22 protein-coding genes are annotated in these 22,212 nt (G+C 73.9%); 17 read left to right on the top strand and 5 right to left on the bottom strand.

The window, feature by feature from the left end:
• Nucleotides 1-222: 222 nt before the first annotated feature.
• Nucleotides 223-600, bottom strand: a complete 378-nt coding sequence (locus IRY44_RS03435) for a metal-sulfur cluster assembly factor (protein ID WP_194799013.1) — start codon at nt 598-600, stop codon at nt 223-225.
• A complete protein-coding gene (locus tag IRY44_RS03430) occupies nt 597-1,706 on the bottom strand; it encodes an amidohydrolase family protein (protein ID WP_194799012.1) in 1,110 nt (369 codons plus the stop codon). The genes IRY44_RS03435 and IRY44_RS03430 overlap by 4 nt, the downstream gene beginning before the upstream one ends.
• Before the next feature lie 336 nt (nt 1,707-2,042).
• Here IRY44_RS03430 and IRY44_RS03425 point away from each other — a divergent pair, with 336 nt between their 5' ends.
• From IRY44_RS03425 to IRY44_RS03400, 6 genes are all read left to right on the top strand, one after another.
• Entirely contained in the window at nt 2,043-2,888 is an 846-nt protein-coding gene (locus IRY44_RS03425) for an ATP-binding cassette domain-containing protein (protein ID WP_194799011.1), read from the top strand.
• Between the two features lie 44 nt (nt 2,889-2,932).
• Nucleotides 2,933-4,042: a substrate-binding domain-containing protein gene (locus tag IRY44_RS03420; RefSeq protein WP_194799010.1), complete on the top strand. Its 1,110-nt coding sequence runs from the start codon at nt 2,933-2,935 to the stop codon at nt 4,040-4,042.
• 61 nt (nt 4,043-4,103) lie between these two features.
• Nucleotides 4,104-5,030: an ABC transporter permease gene (locus IRY44_RS03415; RefSeq protein ID WP_194799009.1), complete on the top strand. Its 927-nt coding sequence runs from the start codon at nt 4,104-4,106 to the stop codon at nt 5,028-5,030.
• Nucleotides 5,027-6,046, top strand: coding sequence for an ABC transporter permease (locus IRY44_RS03410; protein WP_194799008.1), 1,020 nt, complete (start codon nt 5,027-5,029; stop codon nt 6,044-6,046). The genes IRY44_RS03415 and IRY44_RS03410 overlap by 4 nt, the downstream gene beginning before the upstream one ends.
• 46 nt (nt 6,047-6,092) lie before the next feature.
• Nucleotides 6,093-7,298, top strand: coding sequence for a CaiB/BaiF CoA-transferase family protein (locus tag IRY44_RS03405; RefSeq protein WP_194799007.1), 1,206 nt, complete (start codon nt 6,093-6,095; stop codon nt 7,296-7,298).
• A gap of 41 nt (nt 7,299-7,339) precedes the next feature.
• The gene (locus tag IRY44_RS03400; protein WP_194799006.1) at nt 7,340-7,759 is read left to right on the top strand and encodes a heme-binding protein; all 420 of its coding nucleotides are present in this window, start codon (nt 7,340-7,342) and stop codon (nt 7,757-7,759) included.
• Between the two features lie 53 nt (nt 7,760-7,812).
• Here the strand turns inward: IRY44_RS03400 and IRY44_RS03395 are convergent, their stop codons facing one another.
• Together IRY44_RS03395 and IRY44_RS03390 are read right to left on the bottom strand one after the other, a co-directional pair.
• A complete protein-coding gene (locus IRY44_RS03395) occupies nt 7,813-8,442 on the bottom strand; it encodes an enoyl-CoA hydratase/isomerase family protein (RefSeq protein WP_194799005.1) in 630 nt (209 codons plus the stop codon).
• Between the two features lie 9 nt (nt 8,443-8,451).
• The gene (locus IRY44_RS03390; RefSeq protein WP_194799004.1) at nt 8,452-9,219 is read right to left on the bottom strand and encodes an enoyl-CoA hydratase-related protein; all 768 of its coding nucleotides are present in this window, start codon (nt 9,217-9,219) and stop codon (nt 8,452-8,454) included.
• A 216-nt stretch (nt 9,220-9,435) separates the two neighbouring features.
• Here IRY44_RS03390 and IRY44_RS03385 point away from each other — a divergent pair, with 216 nt between their 5' ends.
• From IRY44_RS03385 to IRY44_RS03335, 11 genes are read left to right on the top strand one after another with little or no spacing between them, the layout of a single operon-like run.
• Complete coding sequence (locus IRY44_RS03385; RefSeq protein WP_194799003.1) at nt 9,436-10,590, top strand: acyl-CoA dehydrogenase family protein; 1,155 nt, start codon at nt 9,436-9,438, stop codon at nt 10,588-10,590.
• Nucleotides 10,587-11,420, top strand: coding sequence for a cyclase family protein (locus tag IRY44_RS03380; protein WP_194799002.1), 834 nt, complete (start codon nt 10,587-10,589; stop codon nt 11,418-11,420). Before IRY44_RS03385 ends, IRY44_RS03380 begins: the two co-directional genes overlap by 4 nt.
• The gene (locus tag IRY44_RS03375; protein ID WP_194799001.1) at nt 11,417-12,055 is read left to right on the top strand and encodes a TetR/AcrR family transcriptional regulator; all 639 of its coding nucleotides are present in this window, start codon (nt 11,417-11,419) and stop codon (nt 12,053-12,055) included. Before IRY44_RS03380 ends, IRY44_RS03375 begins: the two co-directional genes overlap by 4 nt.
• A complete protein-coding gene (locus IRY44_RS03370) occupies nt 12,052-13,386 on the top strand; it encodes a phenylacetate--CoA ligase family protein (RefSeq protein ID WP_194799000.1) in 1,335 nt (444 codons plus the stop codon). Before IRY44_RS03375 ends, IRY44_RS03370 begins: the two co-directional genes overlap by 4 nt.
• A complete protein-coding gene (locus IRY44_RS03365) occupies nt 13,386-14,552 on the top strand; it encodes a thiolase family protein (RefSeq protein WP_194798999.1) in 1,167 nt (388 codons plus the stop codon). Before IRY44_RS03370 ends, IRY44_RS03365 begins: the two co-directional genes overlap by 1 nt.
• Nucleotides 14,549-15,952, top strand: a complete 1,404-nt coding sequence (locus IRY44_RS03360; RefSeq protein ID WP_194798998.1) for a 3-hydroxyacyl-CoA dehydrogenase NAD-binding domain-containing protein — start codon at nt 14,549-14,551, stop codon at nt 15,950-15,952. The genes IRY44_RS03365 and IRY44_RS03360 overlap by 4 nt, the downstream gene beginning before the upstream one ends.
• Nucleotides 15,949-16,794 (top strand): SDR family oxidoreductase, encoded by an 846-nt coding sequence (locus IRY44_RS03355; protein ID WP_194798997.1) that lies wholly within the window; start codon nt 15,949-15,951, stop codon nt 16,792-16,794. Before IRY44_RS03360 ends, IRY44_RS03355 begins: the two co-directional genes overlap by 4 nt.
• Nucleotides 16,791-17,585, top strand: coding sequence for a CoA transferase subunit A (locus IRY44_RS03350; protein ID WP_194798996.1), 795 nt, complete (start codon nt 16,791-16,793; stop codon nt 17,583-17,585). Before IRY44_RS03355 ends, IRY44_RS03350 begins: the two co-directional genes overlap by 4 nt.
• Nucleotides 17,582-18,310: a co-chaperone HscB gene (locus IRY44_RS03345; RefSeq protein WP_194798995.1), complete on the top strand. Its 729-nt coding sequence runs from the start codon at nt 17,582-17,584 to the stop codon at nt 18,308-18,310. The genes IRY44_RS03350 and IRY44_RS03345 overlap by 4 nt, the downstream gene beginning before the upstream one ends.
• Complete coding sequence (locus tag IRY44_RS03340; RefSeq protein ID WP_194798994.1) at nt 18,307-20,421, top strand: acyl-CoA dehydrogenase family protein; 2,115 nt, start codon at nt 18,307-18,309, stop codon at nt 20,419-20,421. The genes IRY44_RS03345 and IRY44_RS03340 overlap by 4 nt, the downstream gene beginning before the upstream one ends.
• Nucleotides 20,418-21,167, top strand: coding sequence for an enoyl-CoA hydratase (locus IRY44_RS03335; protein ID WP_194798993.1), 750 nt, complete (start codon nt 20,418-20,420; stop codon nt 21,165-21,167). Before IRY44_RS03340 ends, IRY44_RS03335 begins: the two co-directional genes overlap by 4 nt.
• Nucleotides 21,168-21,236: 69 nt before the next feature.
• Here IRY44_RS03335 and IRY44_RS03330 read toward each other — a convergent pair whose 3' ends face one another.
• Nucleotides 21,237-22,136, bottom strand: a complete 900-nt coding sequence (locus IRY44_RS03330) for an ROK family protein (RefSeq protein WP_194798992.1) — start codon at nt 22,134-22,136, stop codon at nt 21,237-21,239.
• Between the last annotated feature and the right edge of the window lie 76 nt (nt 22,137-22,212).

Here is a 22,212-nt window from a genome sequence, read left to right as displayed (position 1 = left end):
TGAATCGGCGCAGGGAGGGGCGAAAATGAACCCGGCGCGTGACGGGCGCTTCGGGTTGCATGCAATCGCAGTCCAACACGATCAACATCGACAGTCAATAGTTCACAATGCCGAAACATAAGCCCTGTTAGCGAGCGTTTCGCCAGCCCACGAGGGAGGCGCATTCGCCCCGACCGGGCGGAGAAATTGTATTTTTCCGACGTGGAGCTCTCGGGGTACGCGTCAGCGGACGGGTGCTGCGGAACGCCCGATGCGCAGGATCGCGCGGCCGTGCTCGGTCATCAGCGCCTCGGACCAGCCGGTGCTGTCGCCCCACTCGACCTCGACGTCGTCGACCTCCGGCGCCACCCGTCCGACCTCCCGGCGCACGCTCTGCTCGAAGAACGGCGTGTACATGCAGAACGGACCGGTGGTGATCAGGTCGAGCGTCACCCGCAGCCGGCCGTCCGGCTCCCGGTGCGCCCGCACGTCGCGTACCAGCCCCATGTCGACGATGCCCACCCGCCGGCCGACGCCCAGCCCGCAGGGGTCGTACACGGCGTTGCACGCGGTCAGCAGCCGGGACCGCAGGTCGGCGGCGACCGGGTCGACGCCGTTCACGCGGCCAGCCGTTCCCGGTGCAGCGCCCAGGGCCGGGGCGCGTGCGCGAGGTAGTCCTCGCGACGCCGGGCCAGGTCGTCCCCGGCGACCGCCGCGCGGACCGCGCTCTCGTCCAGGCCGTGCAGGCGCAGCGCGTTGCCGCCCATCAGCTTGGCGAGCACCTCCGGGGTGAACTCCGGGAAGCCCCACCCCTCGACCAGGTCCCGGGGCATCTCGAACGCCGTCAGCGCCTCGATGATCGGCTGCGGGTGCGCGGACGGCACGCCGGTGGCGAACATGATGCGATCCGTGCCGCCGTGCATCATGAGCATGCCGACGATCTCGGCGAACCGGCGCGGCTTGCGCACGATCATGTTCGACACCGACTCGATCGTCGCCCAGATGTTCGGGTGCGTCCGCAGTTGCAGCGCGCAGTCCTCCAGGAACGCCCAGCCGCTGTGCACCACCTCGAACGTCAGGTCCGGGAAGGCGATCGCCGCGCAGGTCACGTCGTCGACGTGGTTGAGCACCCGCGGACCGGCTCCGGCCGGCACCGCCTTGTGCGCGCCGATGTGCCGGACGCCGAGGTCGAGCGCCTTCTGCAGGTAGGGGAACGCCAGCTCGCGGTCGTCGAGCAGCATCAGCTTCGAGGAGTTCACCTCCGGGTCGATCAGCCCGTTCGTCGGATAGAACTTGAACCCGTCGATGTCGTCCTCTTCGGCGCGCTGCTGCATCAGGTCCAGCTCGGCGGGACCGCGCAGCGGGTCCACCGGCGCGAACAGCAGCACCCGGTCCGGGTACCGCCGCTTCAGCTCGCGGCCCAGCTCGTACGGCGAGGCGCCGCCGTCGAAGAACCCGTCGATCTCCACGCCGTGGTAGATCATCACATCGACGGCGCTCTCCACGAACACGATGTCCGCCAGCTCCTCGGCGGTCCAGCCGGCGGTGAACTCGTCCCGCGTCATGAGGTAGCCGGGCGCCGGCGACTCGACCGAGGTGTGGCCGATGCGGTACAGCGCGTTCACCATGCCGTCGTACGCGGCTTGGGAGCAGTGCGGCGCCCGGTTCCCGGGCCGGAAGTCGTACCCGTGGACGACACCGTCCACCACGACCATCCCATTGATCATGTCAACTCCGTTCTCCTGTCGACGGGAGCGTGACGAGCGGTGGACGGGCGCGGCCGGCCACCGCGCCGGCCGCCCGTCGCGGCAGTGCGCGGCATGTGATCGCGGCCACCATCGGCCCGAGAATGTACACAACATAGGGGCGCAGGTCGGAGCGGTCAAGACGGTCTCGTCGTCGGTGCATGGGGCGAGCCCGCACCTCCACCGGCATCCTCACCTCGGAGTTTTCCCGATTTTCTCGACACGTCGGGTCGAATACGACTCGACGGTGAGCGCTGCGGCCATTGACCTGCCGCAGATCCTTGACAGTGATTGCATACATTGCTTGACTCTCTCGCCATGACAGAGCAGGCAGCGGCAGTCTCTCGTACCGGGGACGTCGAGCGCCGCCGGGACGAGGTCCCATCCCCCACCACCACACCGGTCCTGCAGGCGCGCGGCATCGCCCGCAGCTTCGGTGCCGTACGGGCCCTGCGCGACGCGTCGCTGACGTTGCGGCGGGGCGAGGTCATGGCGCTGATGGGCGACAACGGCGCCGGCAAGTCGACGCTGGTGAAGACGCTCGCCGGCGTGGTCACGCCGGACCGCGGCGAGATCCTGGTCGACGGCGCGCCCCGCCGCTTCGCCGGTCCCGCCGACGCGCTCGACGCCGGCATCGAGACCGTCTACCAGGACCTGTCGCTGATCGACTCGATGAGCGCGGCGGAGAACGTCTTCCTGGGCCGGGAACCACTGGGCCGCGGCCCGATGTCCCGGCTGCTGCGCCTGGTGGACCGCCGCGCGATGGCGGAGCGGACGCAGCAGGCCGTCGACCGCATCGGTGCCCGGCTGCCCTCGCTGTCCTCGCACGTGTCCTCGATGTCCGGCGGACAGCGCCAGGCGCTCGCCGTCGCGCGGGCGACCATGTGGGGCCGCAACATCGTGATGCTCGACGAGCCGACCGCGGCGCTCGGCGTCACCGAGTCCGGGCACGTCCTGGAGATCATCACCGCGCTCAAGCAGCAGGACGTCGCGGTGCTGATGATCTCACACAACCTCGAACACGTCTTCCGCGTCGCGGACCGGGTCACGGTCATGCGACAGGGACGCACTGCCGGCGAGCTGACCACCGCCGAGGCGTCCTCCGGCGACATCGTCGCCCTGATCACCGGTGCGGCGCCCGCCGTGCCGGTGCCCGAGTCATGACACCGGCCACACCGGCCGAAGCAAGCCCGAGAGAAGGGATCAGAGTGAGACGCAGATCGTTCGCGAGCGCCGCGCTCGTCGTCGCGCTGGGCATGACGGCGACGGCCTGTTCCACCGAGGGGGCCGCCCCGGCGGCCCCCGCGGAGGGCAAGGCGCTGGAGGCCAAGGACGTCCGGATCGGGTTCGCCAACTTCGCCGAGCCGGCCAGCCCCGTGCTCGGGGCCATCGACGTCGGCATGCGCAAGGAGGCCGAGAAGCGCGGGTGGGAGATCCTCGTGCTCAACAACGACCGGGACGGGCCGACCGCGGTGGCGAACGCCGAGACCATGGTCTCCCGCGGCGTCACCCACGTCGTGGAGTTCCAGGGCGATGGCAAGGTCGCGCCGCAGATCATGGACATCTTCAACAAGGCCGGCATCCCGGTCATCGCGATCGACATCGCCCACCCGGGCGCGCACTTCTTCGGGATCAACAACGTCGAGTCGGGACGGCTGTCCGGCCGGGCCGGCGGGACGTACGCGAAGGAGAAGTGGGGCTGCAAGCCGGACCTCGTGACGGTGCTGGAGAACGAGGAGTCCGGTGACGTGGCGCTGCTGCGCACCGAGGGCATCCTCAAGGGACTCAAGGAGGTCTGCCCGGACATCGACGGCGTCATCACCCGGCGCAACTCGCCGACGACGCCGGACGGCGCCCAGGGCGTCGCCCGCGACATCCTGGTCTCCAAGCCCGACGCGAAGAAGATCCTGGCGCTCGGCGGCAACGACAACATGATCATCGGCACCATCAACGCCGCGGAGCAGCTCAGCCGCGCCGGTGAGATCTACGGCTACGGCCTCGGCGCCGACCTCATGCTGTTCGGTGTCGACACGCCGGGACTCGGCGGCTCGACCGCGTTCTGGTACGAGGGCTACGCCAAGCAGATCTACACGATCCTCGACCGGATGGTCGGCGGCGAGAAGATCCCCGTGGTCGACTCGCCGAAGGATCCGAACGCGCTGTTCAACCCGGTCTGCGCGTTCCCGAAGGACGCGGTGTCGTCCATCCCGCCGCTCAAGGAGCGGATCGACGCGCTCTACGCCAAGGACGCCCCGGCCAAGTCTGCCGCCGAGCAGTACTGTCCCGCGGGCACCGAGACGTACGGGCTCGGCAAGTGAGCACCTGACCATGTCCGTGTCTGCCCCGCAGGCAGCCGTCCGGCGGAGCACGGGTCTTCCCGTGCTCCGCCGCCACGGCGCCACACTCGCCCTGGCCGTGCTCTGGGTGGCGCTGGTGCTGGCCACCGCCGTGAAGTCGCCGGCCTTCCTGTCCCACCAGACCGTCATCGCGGTGGCCTTCAACATGGCGTTCATCGGCGTCCTGGTCGTCGGCGTCAGCCTGGTGATGCTCAGCGGCGCCGAGTTCGACCTGTCCGTCGGCGTGACGGCGGTGGCCGCCGCGCTGATCGCCGCCCAACTGCTGACCGACGGCGCGCCGTTCGCCCTCGTGCTGGTCGCGGCGCTGGTGTTCGGCACGCTCATCGGCGTCGTCAACGCGGTGCTGATCGTGCGCGTGCGCATCCACCCCATCGTCGCCACCCTCGGCACGATGTTCCTGGTCAGCGGCACCACCCGGCTGTTCATCGAGTTCGTGCCGATCCCGCGCGACAGCTTCCTGCGCCGGCACGTCGCCGGCGACCTGTTCGGCGTACCCCGGGTCTTCTGGGTCATGGTGGTGCTGCTCGCCGCCGTCGCGTTCGTGGCCGGCCGCACCCGCCTGGGCCGGCACCTCGTCGCGGTCGGCGGCAACCGGCAGGCCGCGCTCGTGCGCGGGCTGCGGCCGGACCGGATCCAGGCCGGCGCGCTGGTGTTCTGCGGCCTGGTCGCCGGCCTGGCCGGGCTGGTCCTCGCGTCCCAGGGCGACATCGTCCAGTCCACGCTGACCCCCGGTACCGAGTTCCGGGTGATCTCGATCCTGCTGCTCGGCGGGATGGCGCTCACCGGCGGCCGGGGCAGCTTCCTCGGCGTCGCCGCCGCGCTGCTGCTGCTCAACACGCTGCCCACAGCGATCGTCACCTGGGGCGTCTCGTCCAGCTGGCAGCCGGTCGTCGAGGGAGTCGTGCTCGCGGTCGCGCTCGCCGTCAACAGCGTCAGGAGCGCACCATGACGACCACCGGTACCCGGCCCGGATGGACCGCGCTGCTCAGCCGCCCGTCCACCACGAGCGTGCTGCTGTTCGTGGTCGCCGTGGCCGCCGCGCTGAGCTTCGCGCCCGACTTCGCCACCCGCGCCAACATCTCCAGCATGCTCGGCGACCTGCTCGCCCCGGCGATCGTCCTGCTCGCGGCGAGCCTGGCGATGACCGGCGGCGTCGCCGACCTGAGCGTGGGCTCGGTCCTCGGCCTCGGCGCCGTCGTCTACGCCACCGTCTACACCGTCTCCGGCTCGTGGCAGATCGGCGTGCTCGCCGCTCTCGGCACCGGGCTGCTGGCCGGACTCACGAACGGCGGCCTCGCGCTGGTGTTCGGCGTCTGGCCGCTGATCGCCACGCTGGGCATGCTCGTCGCCGCCCGCGGCCTCGCGAAGGTGATCAGCGACGGCAGCTCGGTGGCCGCGTACACCCCGGAACTCAGCACCGCGCTGAAGACCACGATCGGGCCGCTGCCGGTTCCGGTCCTGGTGGTGCTGGGGCTCGCCCTGGTGTGCGGCGCGCTGGTCCGCCGGTCCCGCTGGGGAACCCACCTGCGCGCCACCGGCGGCGACGAGGTGGTCGCCGCCCGCGCCGGCATCCGGGCCGGCCGGGTCCGGCTGGCGCTGTTCGTGCTGACCAGCACCGCCGCGGCGGTCGCCGGCTGCATCCAGGTGATGCGCACCGGCGCCTCGGCCGTCACCCTCGGCGAGGGCACCGAACTGTACGTCTACGGCGCGCTGCTGATCGCCGGGTTCCGGCTGGCCGGCGGCGGGCACGGGAACCCGATCACGGCGTTCCTGAGCCTGCTCTCGCTGAGCATCGTGCTGAACATCTTCCGGCTGCGCGGCATGCCGTTGCCGCTGGGCGACATCCTGCTCGGCGTCACGCTGCTCGGCGCGGTGTCGCTCGGCTGGATCCGCCAGCGCACCCAGCGGCACTCCCCCGCGCCGGAACCCGAGCCGGAGGCCCGGCCGCACACCGTGCCGGCCTGACCTCCACCCGCACCACCGGAACGACCGACGAGAGAACAGGGACGACATGAACGACTATGCCCGCGGCCCGCTGTCCGGCTTGCGCGTGATCGAAGCCGGGGTCCTGCTGGCCGGGCCGTTCTGCGGCCAGATCCTCGGCGACCTGGGCGCCGACGTGATCAAACTGGAGGAGCCGGGCCGGGGCGACCCGATGCGCGAGTGGGGACGCGAGCGCCCGTACGGCAAGTCGCTGTGGTTCCCGGTGCTCGGCCGCAACAAGCGCTCGGTCACCCTCAACCTGCGCGTCCCGGAGGGGCAGGAGGTGCTGCGCCGGCTCGCCGCCGAGGCCGACGTCCTGGTGGAGAACTTCCGGCCCGGCACGCTGGAGCGCTGGGGCGTCGGCCCGGACGTGCTGTGGGACATCAACCCGCGGCTGGTGATCGTGCGGGTGTCGGCGTACGGGCAGTCCGGACCGTACGCCGAACGCGCCGGGTACGGCTCGATCGGCGAGGCGATGGGCGGCATCCGCTACACCACTGGTGACCCCGAGTCGCTGCCCAGCCGGGTCGGCATCAGCATCGGCGACTCGCTGGCCGGCACGTTCGCCGCCGTCGGCGCGATGGGCGCGCTGCGGGTGGCCGAGGCGACCGGCCGGGGCCAGATCGTCGACAGCGCCATCTACGAGTCGGTGCTCGCGCTGATGGAGTCGCTGGTGCCGGAGTACGCGATCGGCGGCTACATCCGGGAACGCACCGGCTCGATCCTGCCGAACATCGCGCCGAGCAACGTCTACGTCGCCTCCGACGGCGGCATGGTGGTGATCGCCGCGAACCAGGACACCGTGTTCCGGCGGCTGGCCGAGGCGATGGCGCAGCCGGAACTGGCCACCGACCCGCGGTTCACCGGCCACACCGACCGCGGCCGGCACCAGCGCGAGCTGGACGAGCTGATCGCCAAGTGGTGCGCCGGATACGCCGGGGACGAACTGCTGGAACTGCTGCACCGCCACGGCGTCCCCGCCGGCCGGATCTACACCGCCAAGGAGATGCTCACCGACCCGCACTTCACCGCCCGGGAGGCGATCGTCCGGCTGGAGCACCCGGACCTCGGCGAGTTCCCGATGCAGAACGTCGTGCCGAAGCTGACCGCGACGCCCGGCGGCATCCGCCGGGTCGGGCCCGAGCTGGGCGAACACACCGACGAGGTGCTCCGCGACGTCGCCGGACTCGACGGCGACGAGATCTCCCGCCTGCGCGCCGCGGGCGTCGTCTGAGCCCTGGCCCACCCCACCCACCACCACGGAAGGAACCTCTCATGGACAACTTCACCAAGACGTCGGTCACGATCGGCGCCGCCCAGCGGATCCTCGCCGCCGCGATCGCCAAGGCCGAGCAGATGACACTGCCCTGCGTCATCGCCGTCGTCGACGAGAGCGGCGTGCTGAAGGCGTTCGCCCGGATGGACGGCGCCGCGCTGCTGTCGGTGCAGGTCGCGCAGGACAAGGCGTACACGGCGGCGGGCTTCGGCATGCCCACCGACGGCTGGTACGACTTCATCAAGGACGACGCGCCGCTGGCCACCGGTGCGACCACCGGCATCGACCGGCTCGTCGTCTTCGGCGGCGGCTACCCGATCACCGCCGACGGCGCGGTGATCGGCGGCATCGGGGTCAGCGGCGGCCACTACACGCAGGACATGGAGGTCGCGCGCGCCGGCCTGGAGGCCGTGGCCTGATGCGCCGGCACCGGACTCGGGGGACCGCCGCAGCGGCGGTCCCCCGCCCCGGTTCACCCGACGCCGGCCAGCCAGGACTCGTAGTCCAGCGCGGCAGTCAGCTCCGGCCGGTCCCGGCCGCGCAGCGCGCGGGCCAGCGCGGACGCCGTGCCCGCGCCGATCGCGCCGACCCGTGCGGCGAGCGCGGCCCCGGCGTCCGGGTCGGCGGACACGGACCCGACCAGGCCGTGCCGCAGCGCCTCCTCGGCGTCGAGCGTGGCGCCGGTCCAGGCCAGGTGTGCCAGCACGCCGGTGCCGGCGACACCGGCGAGCAGCCGTCCGGCGCCGCCGGCCAGGAACGCCGCGGGCGAGCCGGTGCCGAACGTGGCGGTGGGCGCGGCGACGCGCAGGTCCGCCGCGAGCGCCAGGCCGAGCCCGAGGCCGCGTACCGCGCCGTCGACGTGGACGATCACCGGGCCGGGCGCTGCGTGCATCCGCAGCACCAGCTCGTGCAGCTGTCCGCGTACCACCGGCTGGGCCAGGTCGTCCGGCTCGTGCCGCCAGGCGTCGCCCTCCACGCGGATCAGCAGCGGCTCCCCCGGCGTACGGGCGTGGCGCTTGAGCGCGTCGAGCAGGTCGGCGCGGGCGGCCGGGCCGAGCCGTTCGCCGGCGCCCGGGTCGGTGGCCTCGTGTACCTGCGTCACGTGTCTCTCCTATCTGCCGGTGAAGCGGGCCGGACGCTTCTCCAGGAACGCGTCGATGCCCTCGATGTGGTCGTCGGTGGACAGCAGCGTCAGCAGCAGCGAACGCTCGTGGGCGAGGCCGGCGGTCAGGCCGACCTCCTCGGCGGTACGCAGGGCCTGCTTGCCGAGGCGGGCCGCGACCGGGCTGCGGGCGGCGATCGAGGCGGCCAGCGCGATCCCCGCCTCGACCACCCGTTCGGCGGGCACCACCTGGCTGACCAGGCCCATCCGCTGCGCGGTCCAGGCGTCCACCAGCCGGCCACCCAGCACCAGTTCGGCGGCCCGGAACCGGCCGGCGACACGCGCCCAGCGCTGGGTGCCGCCGGCGCCGGGGATGATGCCGAGGTTGATCTCCGGCTGGCCGAACACGGCGGAGTCGGCGGCGACCACCGCGTCACACGTCATGGCCAGCTCACACCCGCCACCCAGGACGTATCCGGCGACCGCGGCGACGGCCGGCTTGCCGAAGCGGGCGAACCGGTTCCAGCACTCCAGCCGCTCGGAGAGCAGGTAGTCGGCCGGGGACGTCCGGCGCAGTTCGCGGATGTCGGCGCCGGCGGCGAACAGCCGCGGGCCGCCGGTCAGTACCAGCACCCGTACCTCCGGGTCGGCCTCGGCCCGGTCCATCGCCGCGGCGAGCGCGCGCAGGACGTCGGCGCTGAGCGCGTTGCGTGTCTGCGGCCGGTCGATGGTGGCGACCGCCACCGCGTCGTGTACCGCGTAACCGACGGGTTCCACGGATCACCTCCCTGTCGTCCGCATCAGGCGAACATACTCGCGGGTATGTCGTCAAGATCCGCGCTGCCGTCGCAGGATGCCCGGCTTTACAAGGGAAAACAGCATCCGGGATGCGCTTGACACCGACAACAAGCACCGCCTAGACATCTCGACATACGCAGCGGTATGGCGCGGCGCGCAACGACCGGCCCGCGCCGGAGAACCGGGAGGCACCACGTGTCCGTGATCTGGGAGCCACGCCTGGACGACGAGGGACGCCACTGGCGCGACCTCGCCCGGGACGTGGCGGCGCGCCACTTCGCGCCGCTGGCCGAGGAACTCGACAGGGAGCAGCGCTACCCGTGGGAGAGCGTTCGGGTGCTCGTCGAGGAGGGGCTGGCCGGGCTGCTCGTGGAGCGCGAGCACGGCGGGCGGGGCGCGTCGTTCGTCACCGCCTGCGCGGTCATCGAGGAGGTCTCCCGCGCCTGCCCGTCGACCGGCGCGATCCTCACCGCGTACGCGCTGGGCGCCACCCCGCTGGTGCTGGCCGGCACCCCCGAACAGCGCGAGCGCTACCTGGGCGGTCTGGCCCGGGGCGAGGCGATCAGCTTCGCGCTGACCGAGGAGGGCGCCGGCAGCGACGCCGCCCGGATCCGCACCACCGCCGAGCGTGAGGGCGCAGGCTGGCGGCTGCGCGGCGAGAAGATCTACATCGGCAACGGCGGCGCATCGCGGTACTACGTGGTCTTCGCGCTCACCGACCCGCAGGCCGGCACCCGCGGCATCACCGCGTTCCTGGTGGACAAGGACGCCGACGGCGTGGTCATCGACAGGTACGAGGACAAGATGGGCATCCGCGGGACGCTCACCAGCAACCTCAAGCTGGACACCTGGGTGCCCGACGGCGACGTGCTCGGCGACCTCAACCGGGGCATGCGGCTGGCCATGCAGACGCTGTCCGCCGGGCGGATCAGCGTCGCGGCCCAGTCGCTCGGCGTCGCCCTGGCCGGCTTCGACGTCGCGTCGCGGGAGGCGACCCGGCGGGAGACGTTCGGCCGGCCGATCATCGACAACCAGGGCATCTCGTTCCCGCTGGCGGACGTCGCCACCGGCATCACCGCCGCCCGGATGATCACCTTCGAGGCGGCCCGGACGCACCAGGAGGGCGGCGACGTCGGCATCCTCGGCGCGATGGCCAAGCTGTACGCCAGCGAGGTCGCGCACCGCGCGGTCGACACCGCGGTGCAGGTGTTCGGCGGCGACGGCTTCTGCAAGCCCTGCCCGGCCGAGCGGCTCTACCGGGACCAGCGGATCCTGGAGATCTACGAGGGCACCTCGGAGATCCAGCGGCTGGTGCTGGGCCGGGCGATCAAGGCGTCGGTGGCGGCATGAGCGCGCCCTGGCGGCTGCGCGTCGACTGGCCCGCGTCCGGCCCGACCCGGGTGTTCGACCTGGCGCAGCAGATGTACACAGGCATCCCGCACCACCCGAACCACCCGCCGTACAGCTTCACGCTGACCAAGCGGCACGGCGAGATCATGTACCCGGACGGCGTCTCCGCCGCCGCCGAGATGATCACCACGGGCGGGCACGTGGGCACCCACGTCGACGGCCTCGCCCACGTCTCCCGGCTCGGCAAGGTGTACGGCGGCGTGGACGTCACCGCGAGCCAGTCGTACGCCGGCGGGGTGCCGGACGTGTCGGTGCACGAGCTGCCGCCGATGCTGGCGGCCGGTCACCTGGTGGACGCGACAGTCGCGCTCGGCCGGCCGCTGACACCCGCCGACGGCGTCGGCGCGGAGCTGTTCGAGCGCTGGTTCGCCGACCGGCCCCGCCCCCGCCCCGGTGCCGTGGTGCTGGTGCGCACCGGCTGGGACGAGAAGTGGACGGACAACGCCGCGTACCTCGGTGTCGCCACCGGCGCACCCGGCGTGGACGTCAGCGGCGCGCGCTGGCTCACCGACCACGGCGTGGTGGCGGCAGGCGCGGACACCATCGCGTTCGAGCACATGCCCAGCCCCGCGCTCGCGGTGCACTGCCACCTGCTCGTCGACCACGGCGTACCGATCATGGAGGCGATGAACCTCGCGCCGCTGGCTGCCGAGGAGGTCTGGGACTTCTTCTTCATCGCCGCCCCGCTGTCCATCCGCGGCGGCACCGGATCACCGATCCGCCCGCTCGCCGTCGTACCCGACACCACCGCACCGGAGACCACCGCATGACCGCCGACGACGACGCCACCGCGCGCCCGGCCGCCCCCGGCCGGCGGGACATCCTGGAAGCAGCCGCCACCGCGTTCACCCGCAACGGGTACGCGGCCACCACCATCGACGACATCGCCCGCGAGATGGGCGCCACGAAGGGGCGCGTCTACCACTACTACCGGGCGAAGGCGGACGTCTTCCTGGACATCGTCACCACCGGTATGCAGGAGCTGATCGACGGCATCGAACCGATCGCCGGCAACGGCGGCCTCGACCCGGCCACCCGGCTCTGGCGGATGGCGCACCACCACGCCGGGCTGATGATGACCCGCAACTCGTTCCAGCGGGTGGCGATGCGCGCGGTCGAGATGCGCCGCCTCGGTGAGGCCCCGGCCCAGCAGCAGGCGTTGGAGACCGTGATCGCCATGCGCGACCGGTACGAGCAGATCTTCGCCGACGTCATCGACGAGGGCCGGCAGGCCGGGGTGTTCCGCGAGGTGGACAGCCGGCTGGCCACCAAGCCGCTGCTCGGCGCGCTGAACTGGATCAGCCTCTGGTACGACCCGCAGCGCGGCGACTACAACACCCGTCAGCGGCTCGCCGACGAGTACGCCGACTTCATCGTCGGCGGGCTGCGCCGGAGCCCGCGATGACCGGGCCGTTCTCCGCGCGCCACTGGCACGAGGCCGAGACGTGGCCGCGCGAGCGGCTGGCCGCGTACCAGCTCACCCGCCTGAAGGCGCAGCTGTCCTACGTGTACGCTGCCAGCGACTTCTACCGCACCCGGTGGAACGCGCTCGGCTTCCACCCGGGCGACGTCCGGGACCTGGCCGACCTGCGCCGCCTGCCGCTGGTCGGCAAGGCCGACTACGTGGCCGATCTGGCCGCCCACCCGCCGTGGGGCAGCGCCGTCGCCGCGCCGGTGGCCGACCGCCGCCGGGTGCACTTCTCCTCCGGCACCACCTCGAACCCGACCCCGGTGCTGTGGACCGCGCACGACCTGGACCGTTGGGCCGACCTGTACGCGCGGGCCGCGTACAGCCAGGGCGTGCGGGACACCGACGTCTACCAGTGCCTGTTCAGCTACGCCTGGTTCGTCGGCGGGCTCGGCGCCACGGCGGGCTACCAGCGCATCGGCGTGACGCTGCTGCCCGCCGGGTCCGGCGACACCCAGCGTCAGATCGACACCATCTTCCGGTACGGCACCACAGCCGTCGGCGGCACGCCGTCGTTCATGCTGCACCTGGCCGAGACGGCGGAACGGGCCGGCACGCCGCTGCGCGACTCACCGGTGCGGCGGATCCAGGTCGGCGGCGAACCGGGCGCCGGGGTGCCGGCCACCCGCGCGCACATCGAGCAGCGGTGGGGCGCGAAGTGCTTCGACGGCTACGGCAGCCTGGAGTTCCAGCCGATCGCCTGGGAGTGCGAGGAACAGGCCGGCGGCCACCTGGCCGAGGACTTCGCGTACGCCGAGGTGCTCGACCCGTACACCCACGAGCCGGTGCCCGACGGCACCCCCGGCCTGCTGGTGCTCACCCACCTGGACAAGCGGGCGAGCCCGCTGGTGCGGTGGGCGACCGGCGACGTGGTGGTCCGCGACAGCACGGCCTGCCCGTGCGGGCGCACGCTCGCCCGGCTGCCCGGCGGCGTCGTCGGCCGGGCCGACGACATGCTGGTGGTACGCGGGGTCAACCTGTTCCCCTCCGCCGTCGAGCAGGTCGTCCGCGCCACGCCCGGCACCTGCGGCGAATACCTCATCCTCCTCGACGAGGACGTCACCGACCCGGCGACCGGCTACCTCACCGGCATCAAGCTGCGCGTCGAGGTGACCGGGGACGACAAGCGGGTGGCCCGCGAGCTGGCGCACGCCGTGCGCGCCGAGCTGACGGTGCGCGCGGTGGTGGAGACCGTCCCCGAGGGCACGCTGCCGCGCAGCACCCACAAGAGCAAGCGCGTCGTACGCGCCGACCGAGAGGCTCCGTGATGGACAGGCAAGCGTTCCTGGTCGGCGCCGTGCGCACCCCGCACGGCCGGTACGGCGGCGCGCTGCGCGACGTACGGGTGGTGCGCCTGGGCGGGCTGGCCGGCGCCGAGGCGCTGACGCGGGCCGGGGTGCCCGCCGAGGCGGTGGACGAGACGGTGGTCGCCAACTGCCGCCAGGCCGGCAACGGCCCGAACCCGGGTCGGCAGATCTCGCTCGCGGCGGGCGTGCCGGTGCCGGTGCCGGCCCAGACGATCAACATGGCGTGCGCCTCCGGCCTCAAGGCGGTGCAGCTCGCCCACCGGTCGGTGCTGGCCGGCGAGGCCGACGTGGCGCTCGCGGTGGCCGCGGAGAGCATGAGCACGATGCCCTACCTGGCGCCGTACACGCTGCGCTGGGACGGGGTGCGGCGCGGCGACGTCCTGCTCCAGGACGGCTGGCGCGACGGCGGCACCGACCCGATCTGCGGCATGAGCATGGGCGAGACCGCGGAGAAGGTGGCCCGTGAGTTCGGGGTGTCCCGCGCCGACCAGGACGCCTGGTCGGCGCGCAGCCACCAGCGGCTGGCCCGGGCCTGGGAGTCCGGCGCGGCGGCGCGGGAGGTGCTGCCGCTGGACGAGCTGGACCGCGACGAGACGGTACGCCCCGACACCACACCGGACCGGCTCGCCCGGCTGCGTCCGTCCTTCACCGACGGCGGCACGGTCACCGCGGGCAACGCCAGCCAGATGGCCGACGGCGCCGCGGCGGTCGTGGTGGCGAGCGGCGAGGCGGTACGGCGGCACGGGCTGACCCCGCTGGGCCGGATCGTCGGGTTCGCGGCGGTCGGCGTGGACCCGACGATGATGGGCGTCGGACCGGCCGAGGCCATCCCGCTCGCGCTGCGCCGGGCCGGGCTGACCGTCGGCGACGTGGACCTGTTCGAGATCAACGAGGCGTTCGCGGCGCAGATCGTGCAGAACGTCCGCGCGCTCGGCCTGGACGAGGAGCGGGTGAACGTCAACGGCGGCGGAATCGCCCTCGGTCACCCGACCGGCCAGAGCGGCGCCCGGCTGGTCGTCTCGCTGCTGCACGAGCTGGCCCGCCGCGACGGCCGATACGGCGTGGCGAGCCTGTGCGTCGGCGGCGGGCAGGGCATCGCCGCCGTGATCGAGCGGGTGACCCGGTGATCGCCGTCGTGGTCGGCCTGGGCCCGATGGGCCGGGGCATCGCACAGGTCCTCGCCGCGGCGGGGCACACCGTCCGGGTCGTCGACGCCACCGCCGAGCTGGGCCGCGCCGGCCTGGAGCGGATCCGCGCCGACGGCGCGACCGGCGACCTCGACGCCGCCGCCGACGTCGAGACCGCGCTCGCCGGGGCGGACGTGCTGGTCGAGGCGATCCTGGAGGACATGGCAGCCAAGCGCGACCTGCTCGCCCGGGTCGCCGCCGCGGGCGGCCCGGACCTGCTCGTCGCCTCGAACACCTCGTCGCTGAGCGTCAACGAGATGGGCCGCGCGTTCGGCGCCCCGAAACGCCTGCTCGGCCTGCACTTCTTCAACCCGCCCACCCGGATGCGCCTGGTGGAGGTGATCGTCGGCGCGGCCACCGACGCGACGACGGTGCGGCGGGCGCTGGCGCTCGTGGAGTCGCTCGGCAAGACCGCCGTGGTGTGCCGGGACTCGCCGAACTTCATCGTCAACCGGATCTGCCGGCCGCTGTACTACGAGGCGCAGCTCCTCCTGGCGCAGGGCGTCGAGGCGGCGGTGGTGGACGCGGTCGCCCGGGGCGCGCTCGGGCACCCGATGGGACCGCTGCAACTGCTCGACTTCACCGGGCTGCACACCCACCTGGCATCCTCGGAGACCGCGCTGCGCGAGTTCGGCGACCCCCGCTACCGGCCCATCCCCCAGGTGCGCGGCCTGGTCCGGGCCGGCCTGACCGGCAAGGCGGCCGGCCGCGGCTTCTACGACTACGCCACCGAGTCGCCGCGCGACGCCAACGCCCGGGTGGTCCGGCAGCCGGGGCAACCGAACGGCCCGGCGGCCCCCGTGGTCAGCCTCGGCGCGCCGACCCCGCAGCGGGTGTCGGAGCTGGCCGGGCTGGCGGCCCGGCAGAACGTGGTGCTGGACAGCTCGGACGCCGGCTGGGCCGACGTGCTTCCCCCGGAGGTCGGCTGGATCCGGCTGCACCGGCGCGCCGACGACGCCGTGTTCGCCGAGGTCGTCGAGGACCCGGTAGCGGGCATCACCGTCCCCGCCTTCGTCGACCGGCTGCTGGATCACCTCGGCGCGCCGTCGGTGCGGGTGCCGGCGCTGCCCGGCCTGGTCGGCGACCGGCTCGCCCACTGCCTGGTGAACGAGGCGGCCACGGTGGTCGAGGAGGGCACCGCCACCGCCGAGGACGTGGACGTGGCGTTGCGCCTGGCGATGAACCATCCGCGTGGGCCGTTCGAGACGCTGCGGTCCGCCGGGGCGGGGACGGTGTACGAGGCCCTGCGGTCGATGGCTGACGCGTTCGGCGACCCCCGCTACCGGCCGGCGCAACTGCTGCGGCGGCAGGCGATCGGCGAGGCGAGGGCCGCCCGGTGACGCGGGACGACGACAGCGACGTGCGCGTGCTGCGCCCGGGTGTGCTCGCCGGACGGCACGCGGTGGTCACCGGCGCCGGCAGCGGCATCGGCCGGGCGGTGGCGGTACGCCTGGTCGAGCTGGGCGCCCACGTCACCGGACTGGGCCGGCACGCCGACACGCTCGCCGCCACCGGAGAGCTGGCCAACGGCGGGGCGGCCACCGGCGAGGCCGCCGGCGGGGACGGCCGATACGCGTACGCGGTCTGCGACGTCCGCGACCACACCCGTACCGCCGCCACCGTCGCCGAGGTGGGCGACGCCCACGGGATCGACCTGCTGGTGAACAACGCCGGCGGGCAGTTCTTCGCCCCCGCCGCGCGGATCTCGGCGCGCGGCTGGGCCGCGGTGGTCGACCTGAACCTCACAAGCGTCTTCCACCTCACCACCGCCGCGTACCCGTACCTGCGGCGCAGCCGCGGCGCGGTGGTGAACATGTCGCTGTCCGGGGTGGAACGCGGCGGGCAGGGCATGGCGCACGCGGTCGCGGCCCGCGCCGGCGTGCTCGGGCTGACCCGCACGCTGGCCCTGGAGTGGGCCGCCGACGGCATCCGGCTCAACTGCCTCGGGCCGGGTACGGTGCTCACCGCCGCGCTCGACGCGGAGGCGGACCGGCACGTGCGGGACAACCTGGTGGACCGGGCCACGCCGCTGCGCCGCCCGACACGCGCCGAGGAGGTCGCCGAGCTGGTGGCGTTCCTGGCCGGCCCGGCCGCCGCCATGATGACCGGTCAGCTCGTCCAGCTCGACGGAGGCGCGCACCTGGGCCCGGGGCTGCACATGCTGGCAGAGGCGTACCGGTGAGCCGCGCCCTCGCCGACGCCGTCGCCGAGCACGTCGGCCCCGGCCGGCGGGTCTACCTGGGCAACTTCGGCGCGCAACTGTTCGCCGTGGGTCACGAGATGATCCGGCAGCGGATCCGGGACGTGGACGTCGTGATCGCCTCCGGCGGGCTGCTGATGGACCAGCTGCTCGGCGCGGGGGTGCTGCGCTCGGCCACGTACGGCCACTGCTGGAGCCCGGTCGGCCCGGCGCCGGCTTGGAACTTCCGGCGGGCCGCGCAGGACGGCGACGCCCGCGTCACGCTGCACGAGCTGAGCCTCGGGCTGCTCACCGCCGCGCTCACCGCCGGCGCCTGGCGGGTGCCGTTCATGCCGGTGCCGGACCTGCCCGGCACCGGCTACCTGGACGAGGACTGGAGCCGGGGCCGGCTGTCCCGGGTGGACTCGGCGTTCGGGGCGGCCCGGGTGGTCCGGGCCGAGCGGCCCGACGTGGCGTTCGTGCACGTGGACCTGGCTGACGAAGACGGCAACGGGGTGATCCGCGGTCCGCTGGGTGAGGTGCTCGTCGCCGCCCAGGCGGCCCGCCGCACGGTGCTCGTCGCCGAGGAGGTCACCGACGCCGAGACGGTACGCGCCGCCGGGATCAGCATCCCCGGGCTGCTCGTCGACACGGTGGTCGAACACCCCGGCGCGGTACGCCCCGACGGCGCGGTCGGCCGGTACCCGCGGGACGTGCGGGCGTACGAGCGGTACGCCCGCTGCTCGGCCACCGTTGACGGTTTCCGGCGGTGGCTGGCCGAGGAGGTGCGGTGAGCACCGCGGACTTCCTGGTCCGGGCGGCGCGCGAGTTCCGGCGCGGCGGCTGGGTGTTCACCGGCTTCCACTGGCCGGTGCTCGCCGGCCAGTGCGCGTACGCGCTGCCCGGCGAACCGTTCAGCCAGGTCTTCGAGGCCGGCGCCAGTGCGCACCGGCCCGGCGACGACGTGCCGACGAGCACCACCGACTACCCGGCGTACGCCGGCGGGTTCGGCTGGCTGGGCGGCACCGCCGACGTGCTGCTGGCGATGGGACACCGGTTCGACCGGGTGGTGCTCGACGCCGGCAACGTCGACCTGCGCGGCCGGATCAACTCGTCGTACCTGGGCCCCCGGGAGCGGCCCACGGTACGGCTACCAGGTGGCGGCGGCGCGGCCGACATCGCGGCGGCGGCACGGGAACTGGTGCTGCTGCACGGCGCCCGGGATCCGCGCCGGATCGTGCGGGCGGTCGAGCACGTGACCGCCGCGCCCGCGCCGGACGCGCTGGTGCGGCTGCACACCCGGTGGGGCGTGGTGCGGCTGGGCGCCGATCCCCGGCTGGAGGAGGTCACCGCGGACGGCGAGGTGCTGCGCGCCCACCTGGCCGCGCTCGGCGTACCGGTCGACGGCGCGGTGCCCCGGCCGCCGGTCGGCACCGCCGAACGCGCCGCGGCCGTGGACGTGCTGCGGCGGGCCGCCGTACGCGGCTACTCAGTGGCGAAGGGAACGGACAGAGGATGACTGACGACGATCTCGGTGAGCTGCGCCGGCAGGTGCGGAGCCTGGTCGGCGAGTGGCGCGACGGCGACCGGTTCCGACCGGTGTGCGACGCGTGGCTGCGCTCGTACGACACGGAGTTCAGCCGCGCGCTGGCGGACCGGGGCTGGATCGGCCTGACCTGGCCGCGCGAGTACGGCGGGCAGGCCCGCTCGAACCGGGCCCGGCTGGTGGTCACCGAGGAGCTGCTGCGCGCCGGGGCGCCGGTGGCCGCACACTGGATCGCGGACCGGCAGATCGGCCCGGCCGTCCTGCGGTACGGCTCCCCCACGCTGCGCGAGCGGTACCTGGCGGCGATCGCCGCCGGGAAGGTGACGTTCTGCCTCGGCATGAGCGAGACCGAGTCCGGCAGCGACCTCGCCTCGGTGCGTACCACCGCCCGCCCGGACGGCGACGGCTGGCGGCTCACCGGCGGCAAGATCTGGACCAGCCACGCCCACCGGTCCACGCACGCGTACGTGCTGTGCCGCACCGGCACCGGCGGCGACCGGCACGAGGGCCTGACCGAGCTGATCGTGGACATGTCCGCGCCCGGCGTGACCGTCCGGCCGATCGTCGACCTGCGCGGCGAGCACCACTTCAACGAGGTCCTCTTCGACGACGTGCACGTGCCCGGCGACCACGTGCTGGGCACCGCCGGCAACGGCTGGACGCAGGTCACCGAGCAGTTGTCCTTCGAGCGCGGCGGGATGGAGCGGGTGCTGAGCACGTACCCGCTGCTGGCCGCCACCGTCGACGCGTGCGCCGCGCGGCGGGACGCGGACGCCGCGCTGGGCGAGGCGCTGGCCCGGCTGGCCGGGCTGCGCGGCCTGGCCTGGCGGATCGCCGGTGAGCTGGACGCCGGGCAGGCCCCGGTGCACGCGGCGGCGGTGCTGAAGGACCTGGGCACCGAGTTCGAGGCCGACGTCAACGAGATCGCCCGTGCCGTGCTCGACGTCGAGCCCGACCCCGACGGCGACGGACCGGCCGGGTTGCTCGCGCAGGGGCTGCTGGCCGCGCCGGGCTTCTCCATCCGCGGCGGCACCACCGAGGTGTTGCGCACCATCATCGCCAAGGGTGCCGCCCAGGCGCCCCGGCACGGCGGCGACGAGCTGCGGGAACTTGCCGACGACGTGCTCGGCGGGCACGGCGGCGACCCGGAGGGCCTGCCCGCGCTCTGGTCCACGGTGCACCGGCTGGGCTGGACCGGCGTGTCGGTGCCGGAGGGCGCGGGCGGCTCGGGCGGCACGCTGACCGACCTGGCGGCGCTCGTACGCGGGCTGGGCCGCCACGGCGTCTCCCTGCCGCTGGCCGAGACCGTGCTGGCCGCCCGGCAGCTCGCCGCCGCCGGTCGCGGCCTGCCCGACGGCGTCGCCACGGTGGTCACCGGCGACGGGCTCGCGGTGACCGGCGGGCGGCTGCGCGGCACCGCCGCCCGCGTGCCGTGGGCCGCCGCCGCGCGGACACTGCTGGTGTACGCGGGCGACGACGCGTTCGTGGTGCCCGCCGACCACCCCGGCGTGCGGGTCACCCCCGGCCGCAACCTGGCCGCCGAGCCACGCGACGACATGACGCTCGACGTGCCGGTCACCGACGGCGTGCGGCTCACCGGCGTCGCGCCCGCCGCGACGGTACGCGCCGAGGCGGCGGTGCTGACCGCCGCCGCGCTCACCGGCGCGCTGGAGACCGCTGTGGAGCACACCCGGCAGCACGTGACGACGCGGGAGCAGTTCGGCCGGCCGCTGCTGGCGTTCCAGGCGGTCGGCCAGACGCTGGCCCGGATGACCGCGCACACGCTGCTGGCCGGCACCGCGCTGGACGCCGCGCTGGCCGGCCCGGACCCGCTGCGGGCGGCCGCCGCGCGGGTGCTCACCGGCCGGGCCGCGACCCTGGTGGCGCGCGGTGCGCACCAACTGCACGGGGCGATGGGCGTGACCCGCGAGCACCCGCTGCACCTGTCCACCCGCAGGCTCTGGTCCTGGCGGGACGAGAACGGCACCCAGCGGTTCTGGGCCGCCACGCTCGGCGCGGCGCTGGTGCCGCGCGGCAGCGCAGGCGTCTGGTCCTGGCTGACCGAGCAGGAGGATGAGTCATGAGCAAAGTGGAACTGCACAACGCGGACGGGCGCTGGACGCTCACGCTGAACGACCCGGACCGGCGCAACGCCATCGACGCGGAGATGCGCGACGCGCTCGGCGACGCGATCGCCGAGGTTGCGGCCGACCGGCACGCCCGCACGCTCGTGGTCACCGGCGCGGGTACGGCGTTCTGCGCCGGCGCCGACCTGCCCGCCATGTTCGGCGAGCCCGGCCGCAGCGTCGCGGAGATCCGCGCCGACCTGCACCGCGTCTACGACAGCTTCCTGCGGGTACTGGCGCTGCCGATCCCGACGATCGCCGCCGTGCAGGGACCGGCGGTGGGCGCCGGGCTGAACCTGGCGCTCGCGTGCGACACCCGGATCGTCGGGCCGAAGGCGAAGCTGATCGCCTCGTTCACGAAGCTCGGCCTGCACCCCGGCGGGGGCTGCACCTGGTTCCTCACCCGGGCGCTCGGCCCGGAACGCGCCCTGCAACTGCTGCTCGACGGCGGGAGCGTGGACGGCCCCGAGGCGGTACGCGTCGGGCTCGCCGCGACGCTCGCGGACGACCCGCTGGCCGCCGCGCACGAGCGCGCCGAACGGTGGGCGGCGCTGGACCCGGCGCTGGCCCGGGACATCAAGACGTCGGTGCGCACCGCGGAGACGGCCGGTTTCGCCGCCGCCCTGGAGTTCGAGTCGTGGGCGCAGGCGTCCTCGGCGACCGGGCCGGCGATCCAGGAGGCGGTAGCCGCGTTCCGCAGGTGATCCGGCCGCACCGGACCGGGCGGGGCGCACCGCTGCGCCCCGCCCGGCGGCGTTCCACGGTGGTGGCGGTCAGACCGCGGCGGGCTGGGCCTCAGTGGCCAGGGCGAGCGCGCCGAGCAGCGCGGCGTCCTGCGCGAAGTCCGACAGCACGACCTCCGGCGGGTACGGCAGCGTGTGCGTGAGCCGTTCGGTCAGCAACTCCCGCACCAGGTCGTTGCCGGCGACGCTGCCGACCAGCACGATCCGCTGCGGGTCGAGCAGCAGGCAGCAGGTGACCAGCTGGCGGGCCAGTTCGTCGACGCGCAGGCGGAGCTGCTCGCGTACCGGGCCGGGCTGCTCCGCGGCGGCGCACAGGCCGGCCGCCCGGCCGTCGACGCCGAGGCGCTGCGCCAGCTCGTCGAGGGCCCGGCCGGAGAACGTCGCCTCCAGCATCGGTTCCAGCCGGGGCGGCCAGCTGAGGTCGGTCAGTCCGTAGGCGATCTCGCCGGCCGCGCCGTGGCGGCCCGGCAGCACCTCGCCGTTCACCGTCACCGCCGCGGCCACCCCGGTGCCGAGCCCGACGACGAGTCCCGGATCGGCGTCGCGCAGCGCACCGAGCCGCAACTCGGCGTGGGCCGCCGCCTTCAGGTCGTTCGTCACCCGCACGTGCGCCAGGTTCAGGTGGGCGCGGACCGCCTCGGCCAGCCGCAACTGCTCCCAGCCGGGCACGTTCGGCGCCAGTTCGATGCCGTCGTCGTGGACGACGCCGGGCGAGGCGATGCCCGCCGCGACGATCGTGCCGCCGGTCTGCTCGGCGAGTTCGCACGCCCGGTCCAGGGCCCGGGAGAGGGCCTGCTGCGCGCCCTGCTCGGCGATCGTGGGCAGGCGCTCGGAGACGAGCAGCCGGCCGTCGGTGTCGCCCACGCCGATGGCCATCTTGGTGCCGCCGAAGTCGATGCCGAGCAGGCGCGGATTTGCCGGTCGTTCCATGGTGATGTCAGATCGCCCTTCGGGCCGTCGGTCCAGATCACGTGGTCGCCGCGACACGACGTCCGCGACCACGGCC

The sequence above is a fragment of the Micromonospora sp. ANENR4 genome (genome assembly GCF_015354395.1).
GTDB lineage: Bacteria > Actinomycetota > Actinomycetes > Mycobacteriales > Micromonosporaceae > Micromonospora > Micromonospora aurantiaca.
Note: the sequence above shows the minus strand (reverse complement) of the source record. Positions and strands in the feature narration are given on the sequence as shown.

Excerpts from the sequence above, each read along its gene's own strand:
- IRY44_RS03405 (WP_194799007.1), top strand. The coding sequence starts at position 6,093 with ATGAACGACTATGCCCGCGGCCCGCTGTCCGGCTTGCGCGTGATCGAA.
- IRY44_RS03335 (WP_194798993.1), top strand. The coding sequence starts at position 20,418 with ATGAGCAAAGTGGAACTGCACAACGCGGACGGGCGCTGGACGCTCACG.
- IRY44_RS03340 (WP_194798994.1), top strand. The coding sequence starts at position 18,307 with ATGACTGACGACGATCTCGGTGAGCTGCGCCGGCAGGTGCGGAGCCTG.
- IRY44_RS03375 (WP_194799001.1), top strand. The coding sequence starts at position 11,417 with ATGACCGCCGACGACGACGCCACCGCGCGCCCGGCCGCCCCCGGCCGG.
- IRY44_RS03330 (WP_194798992.1), bottom strand. The coding sequence starts at position 22,136 with ATGGAACGACCGGCAAATCCGCGCCTGCTCGGCATCGACTTCGGCGGC.
- IRY44_RS03400 (WP_194799006.1), top strand. The coding sequence starts at position 7,340 with ATGGACAACTTCACCAAGACGTCGGTCACGATCGGCGCCGCCCAGCGG.
- IRY44_RS03380 (WP_194799002.1), top strand. The coding sequence starts at position 10,587 with ATGAGCGCGCCCTGGCGGCTGCGCGTCGACTGGCCCGCGTCCGGCCCG.
- IRY44_RS03370 (WP_194799000.1), top strand. The coding sequence starts at position 12,052 with ATGACCGGGCCGTTCTCCGCGCGCCACTGGCACGAGGCCGAGACGTGG.
- IRY44_RS03430 (WP_194799012.1), bottom strand. The coding sequence starts at position 1,706 with ATGATCAATGGGATGGTCGTGGTGGACGGTGTCGTCCACGGGTACGAC.
- IRY44_RS03410 (WP_194799008.1), top strand. The coding sequence starts at position 5,027 with ATGACGACCACCGGTACCCGGCCCGGATGGACCGCGCTGCTCAGCCGC.
- IRY44_RS03425 (WP_194799011.1), top strand. The coding sequence starts at position 2,043 with ATGACAGAGCAGGCAGCGGCAGTCTCTCGTACCGGGGACGTCGAGCGC.
- IRY44_RS03365 (WP_194798999.1), top strand. The coding sequence starts at position 13,386 with ATGGACAGGCAAGCGTTCCTGGTCGGCGCCGTGCGCACCCCGCACGGC.